The sequence below is a fragment of the Microcoleus sp. N9_A1 genome (assembly GCF_036701795.1).
In the GTDB taxonomy this organism is placed as follows: domain Bacteria; phylum Cyanobacteriota; class Cyanobacteriia; order Cyanobacteriales; family Microcoleaceae; genus Microcoleus.
Map to the genome: position 1 here is coordinate 111,787 of NZ_JAUBRI010000003.1, position 24,342 is coordinate 136,128.

The 24,342-nt window shown below is 48.7% G+C and carries 12 protein-coding genes; 3 read left to right on the top strand and 9 right to left on the bottom strand.

The features are described 5' to 3' along the window. Nucleotides 1-44: 44 nt before the first annotated feature. The 3 genes from QUA58_RS02300 to QUA58_RS02310 form a co-directional block, all read right to left on the bottom strand. The gene (locus QUA58_RS02300; protein ID WP_006634808.1) at nucleotides 45-182 is read right to left on the bottom strand and encodes a photosystem II reaction center protein K; all 138 of its coding nucleotides are present in this window, start codon (nucleotides 180-182) and stop codon (nucleotides 45-47) included. A 63-nt stretch (nucleotides 183-245) separates the two neighbouring features. Beyond that, nucleotides 246-1,373, bottom strand: coding sequence for a tRNA guanosine(34) transglycosylase Tgt (gene tgt / locus QUA58_RS02305; protein ID WP_333392878.1), 1,128 nt, complete (start codon nucleotides 1,371-1,373; stop codon nucleotides 246-248). A 223-nt stretch (nucleotides 1,374-1,596) separates the two neighbouring features. Then, a complete protein-coding gene (locus QUA58_RS02310; RefSeq protein WP_265235369.1) occupies nucleotides 1,597-2,046 on the bottom strand; it encodes a hypothetical protein in 450 nt (149 codons plus the stop codon). A 259-nt stretch (nucleotides 2,047-2,305) separates the two neighbouring features. On the opposite strand from QUA58_RS02310, the gene cobS reads away from it, so the two are divergent. Beyond that, nucleotides 2,306-3,103 (top strand): adenosylcobinamide-GDP ribazoletransferase, encoded by a 798-nt coding sequence (cobS, locus tag QUA58_RS02315; protein ID WP_333250179.1) that lies wholly within the window; start codon nucleotides 2,306-2,308, stop codon nucleotides 3,101-3,103. A 282-nt stretch (nucleotides 3,104-3,385) separates the two neighbouring features. Here the strand turns inward: cobS and QUA58_RS02320 are convergent, their stop codons facing one another. The 4 genes from QUA58_RS02320 to QUA58_RS02335 form a co-directional block, all read right to left on the bottom strand. Beyond that, the gene (locus QUA58_RS02320; RefSeq protein WP_333392880.1) at nucleotides 3,386-10,666 is read right to left on the bottom strand and encodes an amino acid adenylation domain-containing protein; all 7,281 of its coding nucleotides are present in this window, start codon (nucleotides 10,664-10,666) and stop codon (nucleotides 3,386-3,388) included. Nucleotides 10,667-10,852: 186 nt separating this feature from the next. After that, a complete protein-coding gene (locus QUA58_RS02325; RefSeq protein WP_333392881.1) occupies nucleotides 10,853-15,943 on the bottom strand; it encodes an aminotransferase class III-fold pyridoxal phosphate-dependent enzyme in 5,091 nt (1,696 codons plus the stop codon). A gap of 181 nt (nucleotides 15,944-16,124) precedes the next feature. Further along, entirely contained in the window at nucleotides 16,125-19,535 is a 3,411-nt protein-coding gene (locus tag QUA58_RS02330; RefSeq protein ID WP_333250187.1) for an amino acid adenylation domain-containing protein, read from the bottom strand. A gap of 680 nt (nucleotides 19,536-20,215) precedes the next feature. Beyond that, nucleotides 20,216-21,967 (bottom strand): hypothetical protein, encoded by a 1,752-nt coding sequence (locus tag QUA58_RS02335; protein ID WP_333392882.1) that lies wholly within the window; start codon nucleotides 21,965-21,967, stop codon nucleotides 20,216-20,218. 374 nt (nucleotides 21,968-22,341) lie between these two features. Here QUA58_RS02335 and QUA58_RS02340 point away from each other — a divergent pair, with 374 nt between their 5' ends. Continuing rightward, the gene (locus QUA58_RS02340) at nucleotides 22,342-22,560 is read left to right on the top strand and encodes a hypothetical protein (protein ID WP_333250191.1); all 219 of its coding nucleotides are present in this window, start codon (nucleotides 22,342-22,344) and stop codon (nucleotides 22,558-22,560) included. 62 nt (nucleotides 22,561-22,622) lie between these two features. Continuing rightward, nucleotides 22,623-22,835, top strand: a complete 213-nt coding sequence (locus QUA58_RS02345) for a hypothetical protein (protein WP_333250192.1) — start codon at nucleotides 22,623-22,625, stop codon at nucleotides 22,833-22,835. 179 nt (nucleotides 22,836-23,014) lie between these two features. Here QUA58_RS02345 and QUA58_RS02350 read toward each other — a convergent pair whose 3' ends face one another. Together QUA58_RS02350 and QUA58_RS02355 are read right to left on the bottom strand one after the other, a co-directional pair. Next, on the bottom strand, nucleotides 23,015-23,413 hold the full coding sequence (locus tag QUA58_RS02350) for an MgtC/SapB family protein (RefSeq protein ID WP_333392883.1): 399 nt from the start codon (nucleotides 23,411-23,413) through the stop codon (nucleotides 23,015-23,017). A 103-nt stretch (nucleotides 23,414-23,516) separates the two neighbouring features. After that, nucleotides 23,517-24,173 carry a hypothetical protein gene (locus QUA58_RS02355; RefSeq protein WP_333250196.1) on the bottom strand — a complete coding sequence of 219 codons (657 nt, stop codon included), beginning with the start codon at nucleotides 24,171-24,173 and terminating at the stop codon, nucleotides 23,517-23,519. Nucleotides 24,174-24,342 lie beyond the last annotated feature (169 nt).

The following is a 24,342-nucleotide window of genomic DNA, read 5'->3' on the forward strand; positions in this document are numbered from 1 at the left end:
CAGGGGCAATGTGTGAATTGCCCCTGCTTTTGAGGAAATCAAACTTATCTAAATCCGACAGCCGCCTGCCAAACAAAAGCCAGCAGCAAGAAAAATACGGGAATGACCGGCAAAACATTAACCAAAGGCTCAAAAATCGAATAAGCTTCGGGCAGTTTTGCTAAGAGTAATGCAGCTTCCATGAATCAACCTACCTATCCAACAGAATTTTCATAATTGTCGCATATCTTCACCCAAGGCAATCATTATCGATCGACACTCGGTGTCAGCCAGTAGGCAAACTCTTCGGTAAATCGATCGGCCAAAATCGCCTCCCGCATCCTCCCCGTAAAGCGAATCAACTCCGTGACGTTGTGCAGCGCCAGCAAAGTATAGCTGAGTGCTTCCTTAGCCCGCGCCAAATGGGCCAAATAAGCCCGACTGAATTTTTGGCAGGTATAGCAAGGACAAGACTCATCCAGGGGAGCAAAATCCTCCCGAAACCGAGCATTTTTCAAATTCCAGCGTTCCCCGCGCACAAAAGCCGTCCCGTGGCGGCCCAGCCGAGTTGGAATCACGCAGTCAAACATATCTACACCACTAGCTACAGCCAGCGCCATTTCCCGATAGGTGCCAATTCCCATCAAATAACGAGGTTTATTTGCCGGCAACAGGGGCGCAGTAACTCTCACAATCTCTGCGATCAAATCCCCCGATTCCCCGACGCTAACCCCGCCGATCGCATAACCGGGCAAATCTAAGTCTACCAACTGGTTCGCCGCGCGCGATCGCAAATCGGGGAAAACACCCCCCTGCACGATGCCGAACAAAGCTTGATCCGGGCGCGAGTGAGCCTGCATACAGCGCTGCAGCCAGCGGTAAGTGCGATTTGTCGCCGCCTCCACCTCGTCCCGTGTAGCGGGGTAAGGTGGACACTCATCAAAGGCCATAATCACGTCAGCGCCTAACTCGTTCTGAATCTCGATCGACTTTTCCGGCGTTAAATTAATGATGCGGCCGTCGCGAGGAGCTCGAAAAGTCACCCCATTCTCAGAAATAGTCCGCATTTGGCTCAAGCTAAACACCTGAAAGCCGCCCGAATCCGTCAGAATCGGGCCCGGCCAAGCCATAAATTTGTGCAATCCGCCAGCGCCTGCGACAATTCGTTCCCCCGGCTGCAAGTGCAAATGATAAGTATTCGCCAAAACCATTTGAGAACCTGCGTCTTCAAGATGTGCCGGGGTCAAGGTTTTGACATTAGCCAGCGTCCCCACGGGCATAAATTTAGGCGTTTCCACAATACCGTGGGGAGTGGTAAAAACCCCTGCACGTGCTTGAGTATGGCTGCAGTTAGCCTTACATTTAAAAGAAAATCTCCCGTTGTCTTCAGTCATTAGTCTCCGTCGATCGTTAACCGCTACTGGGCAGTCGTTGTTATCTAACCTATTCTTATGGAGATTGAGACAAAAAACCCATGACTGAGCCCAAAAACGGAGACAAGCCCGGACTTCTCTCATAGATGACCAAAAATTTTAGACCAAAATTTAATCTCCCAGATTCATCTTTCGAGTAAATCTAAAATCTAAAATCTAAAATCTAAAATCGATTGACTGACGATTAAAACGGAGAATCATCCTCATCCAATTGCAGATCCCAGTTCCCTGAGAGTACCTGATCGACAACTGCATCCAAAGCCGCAGCATCCAAATTCCGGGCGACTTGCTCTTGCAAAGGATTGGAGAGGGGAATTAAACGCAACTGTCTTCCGTCTTGAATCAGGTCAAAATAAGCACCCTCATCAGGGGACTGTTTCAGTTCTAGGTAATCAAAACTATACACGTTCAAATAAAGCGCATGGTTGGCAATCAGGGTAGAACGGTGGGGGTTGGCGAAGACTTCGAGCACGTACCCTTCGCCTTCGCTGTAAATCTTGCCATCTTGGATGTGAAGGTAGCGGACACGTCCTAAATCAAACAGCAATCTTTTGATATCGCGCTTGTTGACGACAATGCCTGTATCGATGATGCAAGGAGCAACTACCCTGTTATTCAATTGGTCGTGACTCATGGATTAAAAGCCTCTGTTGTAGTATGTTCCCGTCTTGGAAATCAGGGAGTTAGCTAGAATTCTTGGGAAGGGAAACGCGGATCTTCAGTTTAGTCATTTTAGATACGGAGCTTCGGGAGCGCTGCCGGCAGAGGTTTTCCGGGGAAAATATCTCGGACAGGAGGAATGCCCGATCCAAAAAACTAGGGTGTTACAGCTCCAATTCTGGCACACGCTAAGGGATTGACAACTGCATATCAGATGAAAAATTTTCTATCTTATGGTGGATGATAAATTGGTTCGCTCTACGATCGACTTTTTCCGGAATCAAGGCGCTGCCATTGCAGCCGCAGTCGCGTTTTATACTTGTTTGCCGGTGCCGATGTCTTGGACTTTGGAGTTTCGGGGCATTGCTCGCTTGGCTCCGGCGATCGGGCTTTTGATTGGCGGGATGCTGGGACTGGCAGATCTTGGGTTGCAGTTGTTGGGTATGCCTGCCCTGACTCGATCGGCCTTGGTGGTAGTTTTGGGCATTGCCATCACTGGCGGGCTGCACCTAGATGGAGCAATGGACGCGGCGGACGGGCTGGCTGTCCCCGACCCGGTACGCAGGCTGGAAGTGATGCGGGATAGCGTTACAGGGGCTTTTGGGGCGATGGCTGCGATCGCGATCGTCCTGCTGAAAACTGCGGCTCTTTCGGACTTGAATCACTATCGGTGGCTGGCTTTGATGGGTGTGGCGGGTTGGGGGAGGTGGGGCCAACTGGTGGCGATCGCCCGCTATCCCTATCTCCGCCCGGAGGGTAAGGGAGCTTTTCACAAAGAATCGATTTATTCTCCGTTTGATTTTATCCCAGGAGTGCTGTTGCTGCTGAGTTTGAGCGTGCTGCAAGTTGTCTTGTCGGGCGATCAGTGGCTGTTGGCAGTGGGGATGGCTTTGGGCGGAAGTGCGATCGGAATTTTTGCCGGAGCCTGGTTTAACCACCGTTTGGGCGGCCACACGGGGGATACTTACGGTGCTGTAGTCGAGTGGACGGAGGCTTTATTGCTGTGTCTTTTGGCGGCCTTGGAAGGTTAAACAGTTGACAGTTGAAAGTTGACAGTTGACAGCGAGTTTTTAGGATGGGGATTTCAACAATTAATATCAAATCCGGTAGCATCGGAATTGTAAAATCGAGTCATATAAAATCCGCGCTTAATAGTCCTGTATTCATCTCTCTCTAATCTTCCTCTGTGTTCTCAGCGCCCTCTGTGGTTAAATCATTCCGATGCAACCAGAAACGATTTGATAGTTGATAGTTCACAGCGAAAATTAGATCGGAGTTTTTGCTGTGAACTATCAACTGTCAATTGTCCAACGTTAACCTTGAGCCCGATCGACCGCAGCCTGCAATTTTTCCCCCAGTATCCGAACGTGAGGTTCTTTTAACATCCCAAGGTGGTCGCTAGGGATCTCGTGAATCTCTATTCCTCCAGCAACTACCTCGCCCCAACCCAATGCGGGATCGGCATCAAACAAGATGGCACTCTCAACCGCTTTGAAGATAGTCGCTCCACCCGAGTAAACTCCTGCTACATAGTGTCTCAATGCCTCTTCATTGAGTTCTCGATGAGTGAAGTTTTCCAGCTCGATCGGCAAGGGACGGCCGATCGCTTGGTAAAACTTAGAAGAAATCCTCCATATTTGATTAGTAATACTTTCGACTTTTCCCGCCAGATTGCTCTGAGTTTTTCGCAGAAATACACCGGGAGTCATGTGTAAAACTTTCATCGCCCGTTGACCGCGCTTTACTTGAGGCAAATTTTTAAAAGCATCCGGGCCGTAGGTATCCAACAATCCCAGCAAAGCTACCTTTTCACCTTTGGCATCAAGTTGCCTAGCTATCTCAAAAGCTACTGTCCCACCAAAAGATACTCCTAACATAAAATAAGGCCCGTGCGGCTGGAAAACTTGCATTTCTTTGATGTAATAAGCTGCCAATTCCTCAACTCGATTTGGGGGAGCCAGATTTTCATCCATAATCTGGGTAGACAGTCCCAAAATAGCCTGCGATTGCTCCAAATGATTCAGTAAAGGACGGTAAAATTCCAATCCCCTACCGAGTACGTGAATGCAGAAAAGAGGAGGTTTGTAACTCCCTGTTCCCGGTTGAATCACTACCATTGACGGAGAGGGAGACGACCATTCCGGTTCGCGGAGAATATCAGCCAATTGTTCGACTGTTGGCGATTGGAAAATTGCAGATAGTGGCAGTTTTTTGCCGAATACTTTTTCAACTTCAGCTAACAAACGCGCTGCTAACAGCGAATGCCCTCCTATCTCGAAGAAATTGTCCCGGATGCCAACTGAATTGATCCCTAAAACTTGTTCCCAAATTTGCTTCACTTGGAGTTCTAATTTGTCCCGGGGGGCAACAGCAATTGTTTGATCGGGTGCAACGCTGGCAGATTGCCACTTTTGACTTGCCAAAGCGTGGCGGTCAACTTTGCCGTTGGGGTTCAAGGGCAAAGCGTCGAGGAACACAAACCCAGCGGGTATCATGTAGTCTGGCAGTCTTTTTTGCAGGAAACTCCGCAGGGTATTGGCGGCGAGAATTTTGCCTGGGCCTGGGACTACATAAGCTGCGAGACATTTATTCCCTGAAGCATCTAACTGAACTGCCACAGACACTTGACTCACATCTAAATGTCCAGCCAGTACGGCCTCAATTTCTCCTATTTCAATGCGGAAGCCGCGAATCTTTACTTGATTGTCAATGCGTCCCAAATACTCGATGTTACCATCGGGCAGATAGCGGGCTAAATCCCCTGTTTTGTAAAGGTGATTTGCAGAAGGAAGAAGGCTTGAAACCGATCGCTCTTCGGCATTTTTCCATCCATCTTCTTGGTTGGCGATCAAAGGATTTGGAATGAATCTTTCGGCTGTTAAATCCGGGTGGTTGAGGTAGCCTCTGGCTAAGCCTGCACCGCCTGCATACAACTCGCCCGGAACGCCGATCGGCACTGGCTGCAAATGGCGATCGAGTATGTAAACTTGAGTATTGGCGATCGGTCTGCCGATCGGCACCGAATTGCTAATTTGACTGTCACGGGCGATCGCAAAACAGCAAGTAAAAGTCGTATTTTCTGTCGGCCCGTAACCGTTAATTAATTGGCAGTTTGGAGCCTCTCTCAGCAATTTCTGGACGTGGGTAACAGATAAAACATCGCCGCCAGCCAACAGTAGACGTAAGCCCTTTAAATCCTCAATCCGCTCGTCTACCATCAAGTGAAACAGTCCGGCGGTCAGCCACAAAATTGTCACTTTATATAAACCGATCGCCTCTCCCAGCTCTGCTAAAGATGGAGTTCCTGGGGGAAAGACAACCAGTTGCGCCCCGTTAAGCAGCGCCCCCCAAATTTCCAGCGTCGAAGCGTCAAAGGAAATCGGAGCCAGTTGCAGGAAGACTTCGGCGGCGCTGAAGCTCGCATAATCGGTGTTTTTAACTAACCGCACTACCCCACGGTGGACTACGCAAACGCCTTTTGGTTTGCCTGTGGAACCGGAAGTATACATGACATAAGCCAGATTTTCCGCCTGCGCGAGATGGGCAAGATTGTCCTCACTTTGTGCGTTTATTTCCTCCCGCACCTGCTCCAAACAAACTATTTTTGCTTCAGTATCGGGCAGCTTTTCTGTTAAATGCTGTTGAGTTAACAGCACCGATAGGGCGGCATCTGACAGCATGAATTCCAGACGGTCTTGGGGATAGGCTGGATCTAAAGGCAAGTAAGCAGAGCCGGCTTTGAGAACAGCTAAAAGCGAGACGATCGCGTCCAAAGAGCGATCGAAACAAACACCGATTAAAACTTCCGGCCCAGCCCCCAAAGTTTGCAAGTAATGGGCGAGTTGATTGGCCCGACAATTTAGCTGTTGGTAAGTTAACTGTTGTTCGCCAAAAACTAAGGCTACAGCATCAGGAGTTTGCTCTGCTTGAGCCTCAAATAACTCATGTATACAAGCATCTTGAGGATAATTTGTGTCCGTGTGATTCCAATCCACTAGCAACTGCTGTTGCTCCGCTGCTGACAGCAAAGGCAACTCCGAAATTCGCCGCCGTGGATTGGTAGCAAGAGCCTCCAGTAAAATTTGAAAATGTCCCACCATCCGAGTCATGGTTGGGGTATCAAACAAATCCGTATTATATTCCAGCAACCCCTTGAGACCCGCCGCGCCCTCTTCCAACGACAGAAGCAAATCAAACTTCGACGTCACAGTCTCAATCTCCAAAGCAGTCACAACCACACCCGGCAACTGCAATTGTTCCGTCGGAGCATTTTGCAAAACAAACATTACCTGGAACAGAGGATGATAACTGGCATTCCTGTCGGGTTGCAATTGGGCCACAACTCGCTCAAAAGGCAAATCTTGATAAGTATAAGCATCTAAAGCCACGTCCCGCACTCGCTCAATCAATTCTGCAAAGGTAGGATTCCCCGACACATCAATCCGCAATGCCAAAGTATTCACAAAAAACCCAATCAACGATTCAATATCACCGCGAGTGCGGTTCGCAATGGGGGAACCAATCACAACATTTTCCTGACCGCTGTAGCGTGACAATAAAATTGCGAAAACTGATAACAGCGTCATAAACAGAGTCGCCCCTGATTGCTGACTCAAAATGTTCAATCGCCCAGCCAGTTCGGGATTGACCTGAAACAGTTCAGTGCGACCTCGGAACCTTTGCACAGAAGGGCGCGGTCGGTCAGTGGGAAGCTGCAACAGCGCCGGACATCCTGACAACTGTTGCTTCCAGTAGCGAAGTTGAGTTTCCATTACACTTTCCGTCGCCCACTGACGCTGCCAGCAAGCGAAGTCGGCATATTGGAGGGGCAGTTCCGGTAAGGGAGAAGGTTGACCTGTACTCCAAGCAATGTAGAGTGTGCTTAACTCTTGCATCAACACCCCAATTGACCAACCGTCAAACACAATGTGGTGGAATGTCACCAACAAGACATGAGATTCTGGGCCCAGTTGCAGTAGAGTCGATCGCACCAAAGGTAACTGTGTCAGGTCAAAAGTATAATTAGCTTCTGCTAGCGCTAACCGCTGCACTTCAGCATCCTGCTTAACTATCGGTAGTGCCTGCAAATCTATTACCGACAAAGTTACTGTGAGAGTGGGAGCGATCAGTTGCACAGGATCACCATCCACAGAAGGAAAAGTCGTGCGGAGACTCTCATGACGGCGCACTATTTCCATTAAACTTTGCTCCAGGGTAGCTATCTGAAGCGGTCCGACCAGGTACAGAGCGATGGGTATATTATACAAACCACTTTCCGGATCCAGTTGGTGTAGGAACCACATTCTCTGTTGAGCAAAAGACAGAGGAAATTCCTGCCGTCGGACAACCGATGGTAAAGGCGATGAAGTTTCCTCAGAATCTGAACCCCTTAACTGTTTGCTAACTTCTGTGGCTAAACCTGCTATGGTTGGGGCTAGAAATAAAGTGCGGAGTGACAAATCTACCGACAACTGATTGCCGAGGCGGAAGACGATCTGTCCTGCCATTAGTGAGTGTCCGCCTAATTCAAAGAAATTTTGGTGAATGCCAATGCGCTCAATCCCCATAACTTCGCACCAAATGCTAGCGATCGCCTCTTCTACAGAATTGCTCGGTGCCACAAAACTGCTTTCTGTTTCTGTTTCTAAAGTAGAGGGTGCTGCGGGCAAAGCGCGGCGGTCTACTTTGCCATTCGGCGTCAGGGGCATCGACTCCAGAATCACAAAAGCCGCAGGCATCATATATTCTGGCAATTTCTGCTGAACCGCATTGCGCCACGACTGCACAAAAGCCTGTTTTTCGTCATTATTAACATTAGTTTGATTCAGCACCAAATAAGCAACAAGTCGCCGATCGCCTGGGCGGTCTTCTCTAGCAATCACTGCCACAGTTTTGACTAGCTGCTGATCTGCCAGCACTGCTTCAATTTCACCCAATTCTATGCGGAAGCCACGAATTTTTACTTGATTGTCAATACGTCCAATGTACTCAATATTCCCGTCAGGCAAATAGCGACCTAAATCGCCTGTTTTGTAAACTCGATTGGTAGTGTGAAATTTTTCACCAATCGGATTAGGAATAAATTTTTCGGCAGTCAAATCAGGGCGATTGAGATAACATCTGGCTAACCCAGCACCACTGATGTAGATTTCGCCACTGCTACCAATAGGAACCTGTTGCAAATGACTATCGAGAATGTAAATTTGGGTATTAGCAATAGGTTTGCCGATGGCAGGAGATTTATTGGTGCCGATTTCGACTAAGGCATAAGTCGAGTAGGTGGTGTCTTCCGAAGGCCCGTAGAGATTAAAGACGTACTGGATGTTTTGCTGGTAAAGCTGCTGGGCCAGTTGATTGCTGAGGGGTTCGCCGGCGAGATTGACGGTGTTAACTTGTTTTGGGATACCCATTTTCAGCAATTCTGCGATCGCCGTCGGTACTGTATTAATCAGCGTAACTTCCCCAGCCGCAGGTAAAGTGGGTAGGTGCAAAGCATTTTCAGCGAGGATGACTTTGCCACCACAACTCAGTGGCAGAAATATCTCGAAGACTGAGAGATCAAAGCAGATCGAGGTAGAAGCTAAAACGCCGGTCAATTGTTCTGGTGTAAAGACTGTTTGCGCCCAATCTACTAGAGCAACTGGACTGTGGTGTTCGATCGCTACTCCTTTGGGTCTGCCTGTTGAGCCACTGGTATAAAGAATGTAGACTAAATTGGCGGGCGAACAGTGATCGATCGGGTTTTCTGATTTCTGATCTGCGATCGCATTCCCATCTTTGTCCAGACAGACTGGATGAGCATCCGATTTAGGAAGTTCTGCCAACAATTTCTCCTGAGTCAGCAGCACTGCCACTTGGGCATCCGAGAGCATAAACTCAATGCGTTCTTGAGGATATGCTGGGTCTAAAGGTACATAAGCACCACCGGCTTTGAGAATTCCGAATAGTGCGACAATCAGATCCAGAGAACGTTCCAGACAGATACCCACTAAAACATCTGGCCCAACTCCCAATTTTTGTAAATAGTGTGCTAGTTGATTGGCCTTGGTATTTAACTCCCGATAAGTCAGCCGCCCGGTACCAAATACCAGTGCCACTGCTTCTGGAGTGCGTTCTACTTGCGCTTCAAATAACTGGTGAAGGCATTGGTTTTCGGGATATGGTTTCTGTGTATTGTTCCAGGTAGTTAGCAATTGCTGTTCTGCTGCTGGCAACAGGGGCAATTGCCATAAAGGTTGCGTAGGATCGGCAACGATACTGAGTAATAATTGCTCGAATTCTGCTAGGTGACGGCGCACGGTGTCGGCATCAAACAAATTGGTATTGTACTGGCATTCCAGCACCAATTTTTCTTTGGTTTCGCTAGCATTCACCGCCAATTCAAAATTTTCGCAAGTTCTGGGATTTGAGAAAGCTTCAGCTTTAAAATCTGGAAAATTAAGTTGTGATTCCGTAAGCTGTACATCCAGATTGAAAGTTACCGGAACTAGCGGAATGCGGCTTAAATCTCTGGCTAAGGCTAGTTTTTTGACCAGGGTTCCGAAGGTTATTTGCTGCCTGTCGCAGGCATCTAAAATCGCTTTCCGGCGCGATCGTAAATAATCGATAAAAGATTGCTCACCGTTAATTTGGCTGCGGATCGGCAACAAGCTGACGCAGTGTCCGGCAAGTTTTTCTTGCCCGCCAAACAACTGTCCGGCTGACGGCATCCCGACAATCAAATCCTCTTGACCGGACAAGCGGTACATAAATGCTTCAAAACCAGCAAAGAGAGTTGTAAAAAAACTGCAACCTGCTTTTTTCCCCAGGCGTTTGAGGTTAGCAACTAAATCGGGATTGAGTTCCCAATCTTCCCGCGAAGCATTGTAAGTTCTCAAAGCTGGCCGCGGTCTGTCTGTAGGCAAATCCACCACCGGACTTGTGTCAGAAAAATGTTTTAACCAATAGTTTTCTGCATCAATAACTTCGGTGCTTGTTGACTGTGCTTCTTGTAAGATTGCGTATTCTGTAAAACTTTCTGGATGGGGAAGATTGGCGGCTAATCCTTGCTTTTTGGCAGAGTAAATTGCTCCCAAATCGGGCAATAATATGCCCCAAGACCAGCCATCACAAATAATGTGGTGACAGGTGATAATAACGATGTGTTCCTGTTCTTGTAGCTTAATAATTTGACTGCGAAAAAGCGGCCCGCGGACTAGGTTGAATGGGCGATAGACTTCTTCGTGGCGCAAATAAGCTAATTTCGATTCGCGATCGCGCTCTTCCAAAACGGACAAGTCGATCATTGGAATATCGAGGGCGATCGACGCAGCAACGCAAAGAGTCGATCCGTCAGGGCTAAATGTTGCCCGCAGCGTATCGTGTCGCTGCACTAATTCCTGAATGGAAAATCGCAGAGATTCAAGATCGAGGTTTCCTTGCAATCGTAAACACATCGATTCGTTGTAAGCACAATTTGCCTCATTTCCCATTTGCACGGCAATCCAGATTTCTTTCTGCGCTTCCGTGGGGGGTACGCAAGCAAAAAGTTCTCCCAGGGCGAAGGGATCGAAGTCTACAGCAGTTAGTTTTGGTATATCTGTGGTTGTTTTCATGGTATATTACTTAACGGTAAAATAAGTGTCTAGATAATGTTTTTTAACCGCAGAGGGCGCAGAGGGCGCAGAGGGAGGAGGGAGAGGATAGCAGGAGTATTAATTTCGGGAGCATTGTCATGATGAATTTCTCTCCTTTTTCTCTGTTTGCTCTGCGTTCTCTGTGGTTTAATCAGTTTTTAGGTCTCATGAAAAGCTTTCTCCTACTTGTAAATGTTTGCCGGGGCGCTCTGGATCTGCTACGTACCAAGCGGGATTACCGTTAGGATCTCGCCCTAATTTTGCACCTGCTATGGGAGCATTTTGGGCGAAAGCAGTTGATGATTTTCCTCCATTAATATTACTGTGATTGTGGAATTCGATCGCCCTCACAGTTTCCCCAGATCCACCGGGAAAAAATCCGGCTGACTGCAATTCGGCAATACTTTGCTTAAATGCTTCTTTAACAAAAGCAATGTCTGCGTCGGAATGCGCTAGCGTCAGAAAACAAGGGCGGTGATCCCAAATGTGAATTCCTTTTTCTCGCAGCGAGTAGAAGAGCAATTCTCCGTGAGTAAACTCTTGGGGGTAGGTGATTTTGAACAGGGAACCAAAGTTTTTAACCGTGAAAGGTGCTTGCTGGCGATCGAACATGGCGTTCAATTCTGCAACTAATTTGTCGGTTTTGGCATTGAGATCGCGCTGCAATGAAGGCCCGCCCCGTTTCAAATATTCGAGGGATGCTTTGGCGGCTGCTAATGTCAGCGGGTGGCGCACAAAAGTTCCGGCAAAATAAGTAACGCCTACTTCGGGGAAAGAGTCGTCTCCGAATTGCCAAAATCCGCCATCTAATGCGTCCATCCAGGCGGATTTGCCCGCAATTACCCCAATTGGCATCCCCCCGCCGACGACTTTGCCGTAGGTACCAATATCTGCTTGTACGCCGAAGTATTCTTGAGCGCCGCCCGGTGCGACTCGGAACCCGGTAATCACTTCGTCCATAATGAAGGCGCAACCGGCTTGTTCGGTAATTCGTCGCACTTCGTGGAGGAATTCTCGCGGTTGCCAGTCGGGGCGGCGGCTTTGTACGGGTTCTACCATGATGGCTGCGAACTCGCCCGCCCGCGCTTTGAGGATTTCCAGGGATTCGGGTTCGCCGTAGTCGAGGATCAGGGTATTGTCAACGGCGGATTGGGGAATTCCCGGTGCTGCTGGGAGCGATCGCAGTTTTTTGGTGCCGCGCACGATTACTTCGTCGAAATTTCCGTGATAGTCTCCGGTAAACGTGACGATCGTACTCTTGCCGGTGACGGTGCGGGCCAGCCGCATTGCGCCCAACACTGCCTCGGAACCGGTGTTGCAGAAGGCGGCACGATCGTGCTTGGTCATTTCGCACACGAGCTCGGCGACTTCCCCGGCTAGCGGTGTTTGTGGCCCGATTTCAAAGCCTAATTGCATTTGGGCGGCGATCGCTTCTGTGATAAATGGCGCTGAATATCCGAAAAAGTTCGACCCGAAACCGTTGGTTAAATCGACATATTCGTTATCGTCTTTATCCCAAAGTTTGGAACCGGACGATCGCACTGTGACAATTGGATAAACCAACTCTTTCATCGTGCGGTTAAACCCCGAAACTACTCGCGGATCGGCGAGGTGGTGGCGGTGAGTCTGAGCGTACTGTTTCGATTTTTGGGTTCGCGCCGTGTACCGCTTGACAAATGTTTCTAAATATGATTTTTGCGATGGAGTTAAGGCACCGCGATCGGATGTATCGATGCGGGCGGCCGCGCCGAATACTTTTTTGGGTTCGGCGGTGGGTTCGGTGGATGGTGCAGGTGCGGGGGCAGGCACGGGGGCACTGCCCCTACCGTTAGATGGTGCGGTATTTTGAGTCGGTGCGGGGGGCTGCACCATTTGAGGTATGGCTGTCGGTGCCGGCTGCGCGGGAACACCGCCACCTAACAATTCTAGGTGTCGCGACATAATCTGCAACTGCTGGCCGATCAAGTATTCGAGGTTGCTCGATTGTAAGGGTTGCAAGAGGTGAGGTTGCGGGGCGGGCAGATTTACCGGGGCGCTGGCTGCGATTGGTGCGGCCATTGGTGCTGCAATTGGTGCGGCAATGGGTACGGCAATTGGTGCTGCAATTGGTGCTGCAATTGGTGCTGCAATTGGTGCTGCAATTGGTGCGGGCAAAACTTCCGGCGGCAAAGATCCGTCGATAAATTCAGATAAAGTTTCGAGACTGGGGAAAGTTTCTAGTAGCTGGCGGAAGGTAATTTTAACCTTAAATTCTTTTTGCAGGTTCAGCGCTACTTGAGTCAAAGATAGAGAATCTAAACCCATTTCTAAAAAGGTGAGATCGTCGCTGACGTTACCTAAATCTTCACCCGAAGTTTCTTCTAAGATATTTTTGATTTTGGGAATTAGTCTTTCTTTGCGAGCTGGTTGTTGGGTTGCAATTTGTGAATTTGACATTGGTAATGAGTTGATAGTTGTTAGTTGGGCATCGGGAATTGGGGATTGGGCATCGGGAATTGGGGATTGGGCATCGGGAATTGGGAGTTGGGAATTCTCCCCGTCTCCCCCTCTCCCACTCTCCCCCTCTCCCCGTCTCCCCGTCTCCCCCTCTCTCCGCATGGGTTCTATCCAGAAGCGTTTGCTTTCAAAAGGATAAGTTGGCAAGGGGATGCGATCGCGCGTTTCCTCCTGATAAAAACTCTGCCAGTCGATCGACACTCCGCAAAGCCAAAGCTGTCCGGCGGCGCTTAACAAAGCAGTCCATTCAGCGTTGTTATCTGGATTATCGGTTAGAGAAGAAATAGCAACTTGCTGTTTCAAATCCTTCGATTGTTTGCGAGCCAAAGTAGCAGCCGTTGTTCTCGGCCCGACTTCCAAAAGCACGCGATTCGGATCTTGCCAAAGTTCTTTGATGCCGTCGGCAAAACGCACTGTCGCCCGCAAATGCCGCGCCCAATACATCGGATCTGTTGCTTGTTCTGCGGTGATCCAACTAGCAGTTACAGTCGAAACAAAGGGGATAGTTGGCGCTGACAACTGCACTTTTTTCACGTATTCGGCGAAAGGTTCGACGATCGAATCTACCATCGGCGAATGGAAAGCGTGGGAAGTGTGCAAGTGTTTGCAGACAATCTTTTCGCTGGTTAATTGCTGTTCAAAAAGTGCGATCGCCTCTGTCGGCCCAGAAACCACGCACAAATCCGGCGCATTCACCGCAGCCACTGCCAAATCCCCACTCAAACGCCCTTCGACTTGCGTCGCCGGCAACCGTACCGACAGCATCGAACCACCGGGCAAATCTTGCATCAAGCGCCCCCTCGCAGCCACCAGCATCAAGGCATCTTCCAGGGAAAACACGCCGGCGATAGTTGCCGCCACAAATTCGCCGATGCTGTGCCCGATCGCACCTTGGGGAGTTACGCCCCAACTCTGCCACAGTTGAGCCAGCGCGTACTCTACGGTAAATATTGCAGGCTGAGTCAAGAAAGTTTGGCGCAGCGACTCGGCGGCTGTCGCTTCATCGCTACCGGGATACAGCACTTCGCGCAAATCTCGGCCGAGGTGCGGCTGCAAAATTTCGGCGCAGCGATCGACCGTTTCGCGGAATAAAGGCTCAGATTCGTACAAATTCAAGCCCATATTGACGTATTGCGCGCCTTGTCCGGGAAACATGAAGATTACCGCCGGATTTCTGGCTTCGGCGCAGCGGGTTGCTGTACGCAGCGGTGGCAGGGATTCGAGTAGCTGCACGGCATCGGCGCGATCGCTGCAAACGGCGAAACGGCGGTAATTGAAGGCTTGCCGCCCGACTTGCAGGGTGTAAGCAGCATCGGCGAGATCGAGCTCCGGGTTTTGGGCGAGGTGCGATCGCAAATTTGCGGTAGCTGCGTCTAAAGCAGATGGAGTTTTTGCCGACAGCAGCAGTAACTGTCGCGGGCGAGAAGAACTTGACGGTGCCAGCGCGGGCGCTTCTTCGATGACAACGTGAGCGTTGGTACCGCCGACACCAAAGGAACTGACTCCGGCTCTTCTGGGCGTTGTGCCTGCTTTCCATTCCGCAAGTTCGGCGTTGACGTAGAAGGGGCTGTTGGCAAAGTCGATCGCCGGATTCGGTGTTTCGTAGTGGAGAGTGGCGGGTATTTGTTGGTGTTTGAGGGCTAAAGCTGTTTTAATCAGCCCCGTGACTCCGGCGGCGGCGATCGTGTGTCCGAAGTTGCTTTTGACGGAGCCGATCGCGCAAAATTGTTTGGCTGAGGTTTCGCGTGCAAAAGCTTGAGTCAAAGCTGCAATTTCGATCGGATCGCCGAGGGGAGTTGCCGTGCCGTGGGTTTCGACGTAGGATATCGTTTCTGGATCTACGCCGGCCATCGCCTGGGCCATCGCGATCGCGTCTGCTTGGCCGTCTACGCTGGGCGCTGCAAAGCTGACTTTGGCCGCCCCGTCGTTATTTAAACCGACGCCGCGAATTACCGCATAAATTGTATCTCTGTCGGCGATCGCCTCTTCCAAACGCTTCAGTACCACAGCCCCGCCTGCGTTGCCGAACACCGTCCCTTCAGCCTTAGCATCGAATGGTTTGCAATGTCCGTCGCTAGAAAACATCCCCCCTTCTTGATACAAATAACCGCTATTTTGGGGAGCTGTAATCGAAATTCCGCCAGCGAGAGCTAAATCGCATTGATAGCTCATTAAGGCATAAAAAGCTTGACAAACTGCAACTAATGATGTAGAGCAAGCGGTATGGACGCTGACGCTGGGCCCTTTGAGATTGAGTTTGTAAGAAGTGCGGGTAGCGATGTAGTCTTTTTCATTTCCTACCATTACCTGAAACTCGCCCGCGCGGGAAATTATGTCCGATCGTCCGGCGATGTTGTTGGGAAAATAGGTATTGTTGCCCGTGCCGGCGTAAACTCCGATCGAACCGTTAAAAGTATTCGGATCGCAGCCGGCATTTTCTAGGGCGGCCCAAGCTATTTCTAAAAAAACGCGCTGCTGCGGGTCGGTAATTTCGGCTTCGCGGGGACTCACGCCGAAAAATGCTGCGTCAAAGCGATCGGCCCCGTCAATAATTCCTCTAGCTTTAACGTAATTCGGATCTTGTCTGAGATTGGGGTCAATACTGGGGTCTAGTTCTGCGTCGCTGAACAGCGTTGTGGACTCGACTCCGCCGCACAAATTTTGCCACAATTCATCGACACTTGCAGCACCGGGAAAGCGACCGGCCATGCCAATAATTGCAATCCCGTCAAGTTCTGAGTTTTCCTGTGAATTAGTCATAAGTAAGCCCCTATAATTAAACGTAAAATACCTAATATTCAACAGCTCGTTACATTATTTTTCTTCTGTCTATCCTCCTCTTTTAAATAACTAATAACCACTAACCACTAACCACTAACTAATGACTAATGACTAATGACTAATGACTAATGACTAATGACTAATGACTAATGACTAATGACTACCGTCTTTTAGTAAATTGCTTCGATCGACCAAAAGCAGCTTTTTGTCGATCGGCCCTATCTTGAAATTTATTACTAGACTGATTCGTGCTCTCTCCTTGGTTTAAATAATTGGCCAATTGGGCGATCGTCGGATGCTGGAACAATTTGACAACTGGCAAGTCTTTTTCTAATAGAGCCCGCACTTGCACGGCAATTTGCAGAGTCATCAGAGAATTACCTCCAATCTCGAAGAAATTGTCATGAATCCCCACGCGATCGAGCTTCAGCAACTTAGACCAAATGCCCGCTAGCACTTTCTCCAACTCGCCTTGCGGCGCCGCGTAACCCTGGGACAGTTCTTGTCGCTGTGAGTCAGGTGGCGGCAGGGCGCGGCGGTCAATTTTGCCGCTGGGTGTCTTCGGCATCGCCTCCACAGTCACAAACACCGCAGGCACCATGTAATCGGGGAGTTGTCCTTGCAATTGGACGCGGAGGTCAGCAATTGTTAGTTGCTCTTGTGGATTGACTGCTAAATAAGCCACCAATCGTTTGTCCCCCGGTGTGTCTTCCCGCGCTAGCACCACAGCTTGTTTAATTGCCGGATGTTTTGCGAGTGCAGTTTCAATTTCTCCCAACTCGATGCGGAAGCCGCGAATTTTGACTTGGCCGTCAATCCGTCCGATGTACTCGATATTACCGTCGGGCAGGTAGCGAGCTAAATCTCCTGTTTTATAAAGGAGATGTTGGGCATAATTAGATACTTCTTGGCTTTCAGCAATCTCTGTTTTCTGTGCATCTTCCTCCAATCTAAAATCTAAAATCGGCAATCTAAAATCGTTTAAGGGATTGGGAATAAATCTTTCAGCAGTCAAGTCGGGGCGGTTGAGGTAGCCGCGCGCCAAACAGATACCTCCAATGTGCAATTCTCCAGGAACGCCGATGGGTACGGGCTCACCATTCTGGTGTAACAAATAGATTTCCGTGTTGGGAATAGGGCGACCGATCGCAGGCAGTGCGGGCCAATTTTCCGGCGGGCCGCTGAGGGTATAAGCTGTGACAACGTGGCTCTCCGAGGGGCCATATTGATTGTGCAGGGTGCAATTTTCTAGCTGCTGAAAGAAACTGGTAATGTAACGGTTGACTTGCAACTGTTCGCCGGCGGTGACTACTTCGCGCAGCGATTTTGGTACTAGCTGATAGCTATCGGCGGCTTCGGCTAAGTGTTGCAGGGCGATGAAAGGGAGAAACAATCTTTGAATCTTTTCTGTGTCGATTAGCTGCAACAAACTCCGCGCATCTCGCCGCATTTCTTCGGTGATGAAAACGAGGGTGCCGCCCGCACACCAAGTACAAAACATTTCTTGAAATGAGACATCGAAGCTGAGGGAGGCAAATTGCAGGGTTTTGGCTGCGTCTTCCAAGGTGGAGTTTTGCAGTTGCCACGCAATTAGGTTGACTAGGGCGCGGTGCGGGAGGAGAACTCCTTTGGGTTTGCCGGTGGAACCGGATGTATATATTGTATAGGTTAAGTTGTCGGGAGATACGGTGCTGGCGGGGTTTTCGGTGCTGTAATTGGCTATTTCTTGCCAGTTTGCGTCCAAACAAACGGTTCGCGCTTGATGTTCCGGCAAGCCGGACACTACGTGAGATTGTGTGAGTATAACGGGAGTTTTGGTGTCGGCTAACATGAAAGTCAGCCTTTCTTTGGGATAAGCTGGATCGATCGGCACGTAAGCTGCGCCTGTTTTGAGAATGCCTAAAACGGCGATCGCAATTTCTAAGGAACGTTCCATGCAAATCGCGACTAAAACATCGGGCCCGACTCCTAATTGCTGCAAGTAATGGGCTAGTTGATTCGATCGCGAATTGAGCTCGCGGTAGGTAAGCTGCTGTCGGCAATTGTGTGGAAAAACGGCGGCAATGGCATCGGGCGATCGCTCCACTTGGGCTTCAAATAATTGGTGAACGCATTTGTCTTGGGGATAATTTGCCTGAGTTTGATTCCACTGCTGCAACTGCGAAATTTCGGCTGCTGTCAGCATTGACAATTTGCTAATTTTCTGCTGGGGATTCGCGGCTATACTTTCGAGCAAAGTTTGCAGGTGTCCCAACATTCGGGTAAGGGCGTTTTCATCGAACCGCTGGCGATCGCCCGCAATTTTCAGCAGCAGTTCGTCTCCCCCGTAGCCGTAAACTGTTAGGGGAAAACTCGTCTGTTCTAAAAGCTGAAATTCTCGATTTTTCCAGTCACCGCCTAAAGATTGCAAGGCCGAATTAAACTGGCACTTTTCAACTACTAGCAAGCTTTCAAACAAAGCACTGCTGCGGGAGATTTCGCTCCATTCTTGAGTTTTTGCCAGCGGTACGTTACTGTATTCTTGCAGCGCATTCCATTGATTTTGCAGTTGTTTCAGCCAATCGATGGCTGGCATTTCGGGAGTGACAATTACTCTCAGCGGCAAAGTATTGATGAACAATCCTACTGCTGGTTCTATTTTTTCTGTATTTGGCGATCGACTGTTGCAAATAGATCCAAATACTACATCTTGCGAACCGGAACAGCGGCTCAAAAGTAAAGCCCAGACTCCTTGCAGCAGGGTATTCAGGGTTAGTTGCTGTTCGTGAATTAGAGAGTTTAAAGCTGCGGTAACACTGCTAGAAAGCCGGATTTCGGGAATTGTCGGCAACAGGCTTCTTTCTTGTTCCACAACTGATAAATTTTCTGGTTGGGCGGGCATCTTCCCTGTCCTGGAAAAATCGCCAACCAAAGGAGTACGATCGCCCAAACCGCTTAAGTATTGCCTCCAAAATGCTTCTGTTTTCGAGATATCTTGCTGCATTCGATGGCTGGGATCTCGATCGCTATTGGGCGGTGTTAATTCTAATTTTCGATCGCCAGTCAGGGCTTCGTACAAGGTAAAAACTGCTTGCAAAACAGTTATTGCCGAGGTACTGTCAAGCAAAATATGGTGATAAGTCCAGATGAGTTTGTATTCGGTTTCCGCAACTCGGAACAAAGCCAAACGCATCAGCGGCGGTTGAGTTAGGTCAAATCCTTGCAGGCGATCGGCTTGTAAAAATGTTGCGAGTTGGCGGGTGCGATCGTCCTGGGACAAACTGCGCCAGTCTTCCTCAACTATTGACAGTTCGACTTTTTGGTGTACAGTTTGTACCGGCACCTCTCGATCCAACCAACTAAAACTCGTTCTCAAAACTGGATATCGATCGACATTTTGGCGCCAAGCATCGACAAAAGCTGAAACATTCAATTCTTCGCCCAGGCTGCACAGTACCTGTTCGATATCTACCCCTGACTGTTGGCCTGAAAGGCCCTCGAACAACATCCCCTGCTGGATCGGTGAAAGTTGATAGGAACATTCGCTATCAGTTGCTACAGATTGGGGACGGTCGGCTGCTGGCAAAGACATACTTACCTGGGAGTATTGAACTACAAACTTCGGAACAAGTGTAACGGGATTTTTCAGACTTCTTTTAATTAACCATTCAGGCAAAAGCGCGATCGCCAGCATCTGAATGTTGTGTTTTTTACTGTAAATAAATTTTTATTCTACCAACCGAGGTCAACTAAAATTTTGCCCTCCTGTCAACTCATATTCAACCTACAAATACATTCTATGCAGATCCTTTAGCGTTCCGCAACCGTGTAATTACAGAGAATGCAGCAATAGTAAAAATATCAATTTCACAAGTCGAGGCTTATTATTTGCGATTTATTATCGATTGATTCGATGTCGGTGTTTTTTGTAACCGATGGTAAGTTTTGTAAAGTTTTCAATTACCTGTTAAGCCCGGTTCTTCAAATTCGTTAGGTTGCCAAAAACCGGGTTTCTGCGACAAATTTCGGTTAGTACCAAAAATCTAGGAATAAACCCGGTTTCTTAAATTCCTTGGGCTGGCCAGAAACCGGGTTTCTGCAACAAATTTCGGTTAGTACCAAAAATCTAGGAATAAACCCGGTTTCTTAAATTCTTTGAGCGACCAGAAAATAGCCAAAAACCGGGTTTCTGCGACAAATTTCGGTTAGTACCAAAAATCTAGGAATAAACCCGGTTTCTCCAATTTCTTGGATGACAATAAACCTAAATTTTTACGCTTTCGGCTCAACCCAAACCGTCATCCCCTCAACCCTCAAACCTTTGCCGCGAGTGCCGCAATATTGACCGTTAGAAGTAACAGGAGTATCGCCCAAATTTTGAATGTGAGCAGTGTAAGATACATCGTACTTATCGGCTTGCGGCCCTGTCAGCCGCGCGGCAAATCCCTCAATGCGCTTCGCTTTACCCCGGAAACCGGCAAGATCCCCTTCATCGATCCAAGCAGTGTCGCCAACTCCTTCAACGTGAGCCATGTACTGCAAATTTAAACCGGCAGCGGGAGGCTCTATTTTAATTTGAAATCCTTCGACGCGACGCCCTTGAGCCTTTGTACCAGCATATTCTCGATCGCTAAAAGTTCGATCGCCAATTCCTTGAATGTGCGCCAACACTTTTAAACCCACAGGCGCCACTGTTTGGGAACTCGCAGACTGCGCGATCCAAACTTTGATGGCCTCTATTCTCAAAGCTTTGCCGCGAGTTCCGCAATAATCGCCGTTGGAGGACACGTCGGTGTCGCCGATATTTTGAATGTGAGCGCTATAAAATACGTCATACTTATCAGCTTGCGGCCCGCTCAACCGCACCGCAAATCCTTCAATTCGTTTCGCTTGACCCCGAAAACCTGCCAATTCTCCTTCGCTGAGCCAAGGAGTATCGCCAACACCTTCGACGTGAGCCATGTACTCGACATTTAAGCCAAGAATTGGCGGCTCGATATTAATTTGAAAACCTTCGACGCGCAGCCCTTTACCGCGACTACCTGCGTATTCTTGAGCACCGAAAGTTCGATCGCCAATTCCCTGAATGTGCGCCAAAACTTTAATTCCCAAAGCGCCCTCTACTGCCACCGCTTGTTGAATGTTCCGAGGTGCTCCAAAAACAATGTTCCCGGAACCACTTGCCTGAAGAGACTTAGGTACTTCCACGCTGGGAACAATAATTACCTCGTGCATGGGGACAGAAGGTGCGGGGGATTCCAAAATCTGGATCTGTGGCGCAACTGTAACTTGTTTCGGTGCCACATTTCCTGACGGGATGACAATCACTTCTGGCAAAGGTTCGGCGCTGATTTTTTGTTCTGGCGCTGCTTTAAATGCGGGTTCGACTTTTGCAGGTGCTGCTTTTACCATCTCAGCAATGGTTAATTTGCCTCTGGAAATGGCTACGGCTATTTGTTTGCCAAAAGCGGCGCTGACTGTTTCTTCGAGAATGACCCACTGTTCGTCATCTAATTTGTCTTGCTGTTCCACCAGGGCGAGCACTGCTGAAACTGGGTGTTTGCCGGTGACTAAGGATTCTGCGTCAGAATGCAGTTGAGTTGGGGTTGATTCGGAAATCGCGCGCTGCAGTTCGCGGGCTTTGCCATGCACTGATTGTAAGGGGGCGAAGTCGCTTTGTTCGCGGTGGGCGATCGCCAATACTCGATCGATCACTTTCAATGCTGCATCGCGAATTTCTGCTTTACCTTCAGAAGCTGCGGCAGTCTCGACTAAGTTTTGAATGTCTTTGAGGGAAGTAATTTCCCCTGGTGCAATCGCGGATTTGTTGAGTTCGAGAGCTTGTTTTTGGACTGCAGCAAAGTTGCGGCTGTAGGCGGCTACTTCTTGCAGCAAGCTGTCAGAGGGAGGAAGGCCGGAGTTTTGCAGTTGCTTTGTGGCTTGAGACAGGCGATCGGCCAAATTAGCATAAGTTTCCGATAGTCGGGCTATTTGTTGTAGCAAATCTTTATGAGCTAGTTCCATATGTCTTGCCGTAAATATTTAACTTGCTGATTATAGACGTTGAGCGTCTTCTGAAGGTAGAAGGCAGTAGTCATTAGTCATTAGTCCCAGGGAAGAAGAAAAATGCTCCCCCTCTCCGACTCCTCCACTCGGACACTCTCCGACTCCCCCACCCAGACACCCGGACACTCTCCAACCCCCCACTCTCCGACTCATCCTCTGGCATCCCCCGCGTGATCGCCGTCACAACCCTGCAAATACTTAGTCACACTCTTCGACTCCGGCTGTCACGAGTGGCCCGTAACAATGTCACACATATCGAGCAATAGCCGTCACTGCTGATTCTGTGAAAACAGTTGATACTGAGGCTTGAACCAATAAAATCCCGAAGTGTTATGGTACTAATTCGCGATCTCGCCCAGCAAGCTCTGGCTCTAGGCTATCTAACCATTGAAGCCGAAAATCAACTGCGGCGGATGTTAACTACCACCAAGTATGACTTGGAAGACTTAAATGCTTTTATGGCTTTGCAACTAGCAGCTATGTCCGGAGGAGTGAAACAAGAGTCTCGCGAGCTGAAAAAAATTGAAATCTTTGGCGAGACGGCTTCCTAAAATTCCTGTTAGTAATTAGTTAACTTTTGATTAGTTCAAATTTAGTAAGGGACATTTCTACCGTGCAGATTCGTGAAGTTGTAAAACAAGCTATTGCCGCTGGATATCTGAGTTTGGAAGCGGAAAATCAAATGCAGGATATTTTTGCCTCGGCGAAGTGCGATTTGGAAGATTTGAATGCTTTTATGAGCTTGCAGTTAGCCGCGATGGCTGGTCGTGTGAGGCAAGAGTCTTTGGAATCGATAAATTCGCCGAACCTTTCGGAACAAAATTAATCGTCTTTATTCAGTGTTCGGGCGGGATAGATATTAAGTTATATGCCATGAAAACAGACTTAGATAATAATTTAATTTACCCTAGTTTTTATCTAATTAATTCTAATATTATTGCTATTATTTAACTCGATCGGTATGAATTTACTTCAATATTAATTATACAAAACCTTCGCGATCGACTATTTCCGACTCCGACGCTCTAAATTTTTTATAACTCTCAGAACAAACAGCGACATGAAAGCGCCAATTAATGCCAGTTGCCACAACCCGCATCCGGCCGCACTTCCTAAAGCTGCTGACAACCAAATAGCGGCGGCAGACGTGAGCCCGTGAACTTTTGGTTTGCCGATTTCCTGCTGACATTCGCGCAGGATTTCCCCGCCCCCCAAAAATCCTATCCCGGCAGCAATGCCTTGAATTACGCGCTCTACACCATCTCGTCCGTTTTCATTTTTACCTATTGCCAGCGGTATTAAAACAAACATTGCGGCACCCATACTGACTAACATATGAGTCCTCAATCCCGCTGGTTTGTTTTTGAGTTCGCGCTCCCATCCAATCATTCCGCCAACAAACATGGCCAGACACAACCTCAATAGTATGCCTAGCCAATTATCGGGAGACCACAAGTTATCGATCGACAATGTTTTACTGCAAATAATTAATCCGAAGATTCCAATCTTAGCGGAGTACGATGTCCGATCGCAATCTCACTGCCAAATCTTGTTCCGGGCGAATCACGAGCACGTCAACGCTGCGCCGCCCCAACAAGACTCCAGCTAAAGCGCCGATCCCAACGCCTCCTAATACTTCTTCAGTCGCGATCGCTTTGTCGCCGGTAATGCCTGCGAGTGCTGCTGCTGCTGCTGCACCCAAGGCTGCACCTTGCGCTACTGAACCTGTGCCAGCACCTTTTTGGACTCTTTCGGTTCGGGTAATAATTCCCGAATAGCCATCAATCCGATAGCGTTGGCGGCGGCTGATAATTAACTCTCTGGCAACAAATTGAGTACCACTTTGATTGCCTCTTCTGACAGGTTGCAGTGCCCCGACTATCTGGCTGCCTGCAGGGATTAATACTCTGCCTTGAGGTGTGCGGATGTCTCGCGCCACTGTTAAAGTTAAAGGTGCAGTTTCTTCGCGGGTGACAACTATTTTGTCTTTTTCATAGCTAACTGGAATGACACTGCCCGAGGGAATTCGGATGCTATCAAATTGTGAAATTCGTTGTTGGGCTTCTGCGGGAGTAGCTACCACCAGCGGCGCGCTGGTTCCAACTGTAATGCCCAGTGCGAGGATTGCTGCTGTTGCTGAACGCCATTTTTGAGAAGTAATCATATAAATTGTCTCCTTGCTTCGGTTTTTGTTTACTTAGGAACGCACTACTGCTAAATTTGTTTCTGGTTTCGCATTCATCTGATGTTTTAATTATGGCAGGCTGGAATTCTACAAGTTGGGAAGATAAGGTAGATAATCCAGAAGTTGAAAATTTGGAAAAATCGAGAAA

Excerpts from the sequence above, each read along its gene's own strand:
- QUA58_RS02330 (WP_333250187.1), bottom strand. The coding sequence starts at position 19,535 with ATGTCTTTGCCAGCAGCCGACCGTCCCCAATCTGTAGCAACTGATAGC.
- QUA58_RS02340 (WP_333250191.1), top strand. The coding sequence starts at position 22,342 with ATGGTACTAATTCGCGATCTCGCCCAGCAAGCTCTGGCTCTAGGCTAT.
- QUA58_RS02355 (WP_333250196.1), bottom strand. The coding sequence starts at position 24,173 with ATGATTACTTCTCAAAAATGGCGTTCAGCAACAGCAGCAATCCTCGCA.
- QUA58_RS02310 (WP_265235369.1), bottom strand. The coding sequence starts at position 2,046 with ATGAGTCACGACCAATTGAATAACAGGGTAGTTGCTCCTTGCATCATC.
- QUA58_RS02350 (WP_333392883.1), bottom strand. The coding sequence starts at position 23,413 with ATGTTTGTTGGCGGAATGATTGGATGGGAGCGCGAACTCAAAAACAAA.
- QUA58_RS02325 (WP_333392881.1), bottom strand. The coding sequence starts at position 15,943 with ATGACTAATTCACAGGAAAACTCAGAACTTGACGGGATTGCAATTATT.
- cobS (WP_333250179.1), top strand. The coding sequence starts at position 2,306 with ATGGTGGATGATAAATTGGTTCGCTCTACGATCGACTTTTTCCGGAAT.
- QUA58_RS02320 (WP_333392880.1), bottom strand. The coding sequence starts at position 10,666 with ATGAAAACAACCACAGATATACCAAAACTAACTGCTGTAGACTTCGAT.
- tgt (WP_333392878.1), bottom strand. The coding sequence starts at position 1,373 with ATGACTGAAGACAACGGGAGATTTTCTTTTAAATGTAAGGCTAACTGC.
- QUA58_RS02335 (WP_333392882.1), bottom strand. The coding sequence starts at position 21,967 with ATGGAACTAGCTCATAAAGATTTGCTACAACAAATAGCCCGACTATCG.
- QUA58_RS02300 (WP_006634808.1), bottom strand. The coding sequence starts at position 182 with ATGGAAGCTGCATTACTCTTAGCAAAACTGCCCGAAGCTTATTCGATT.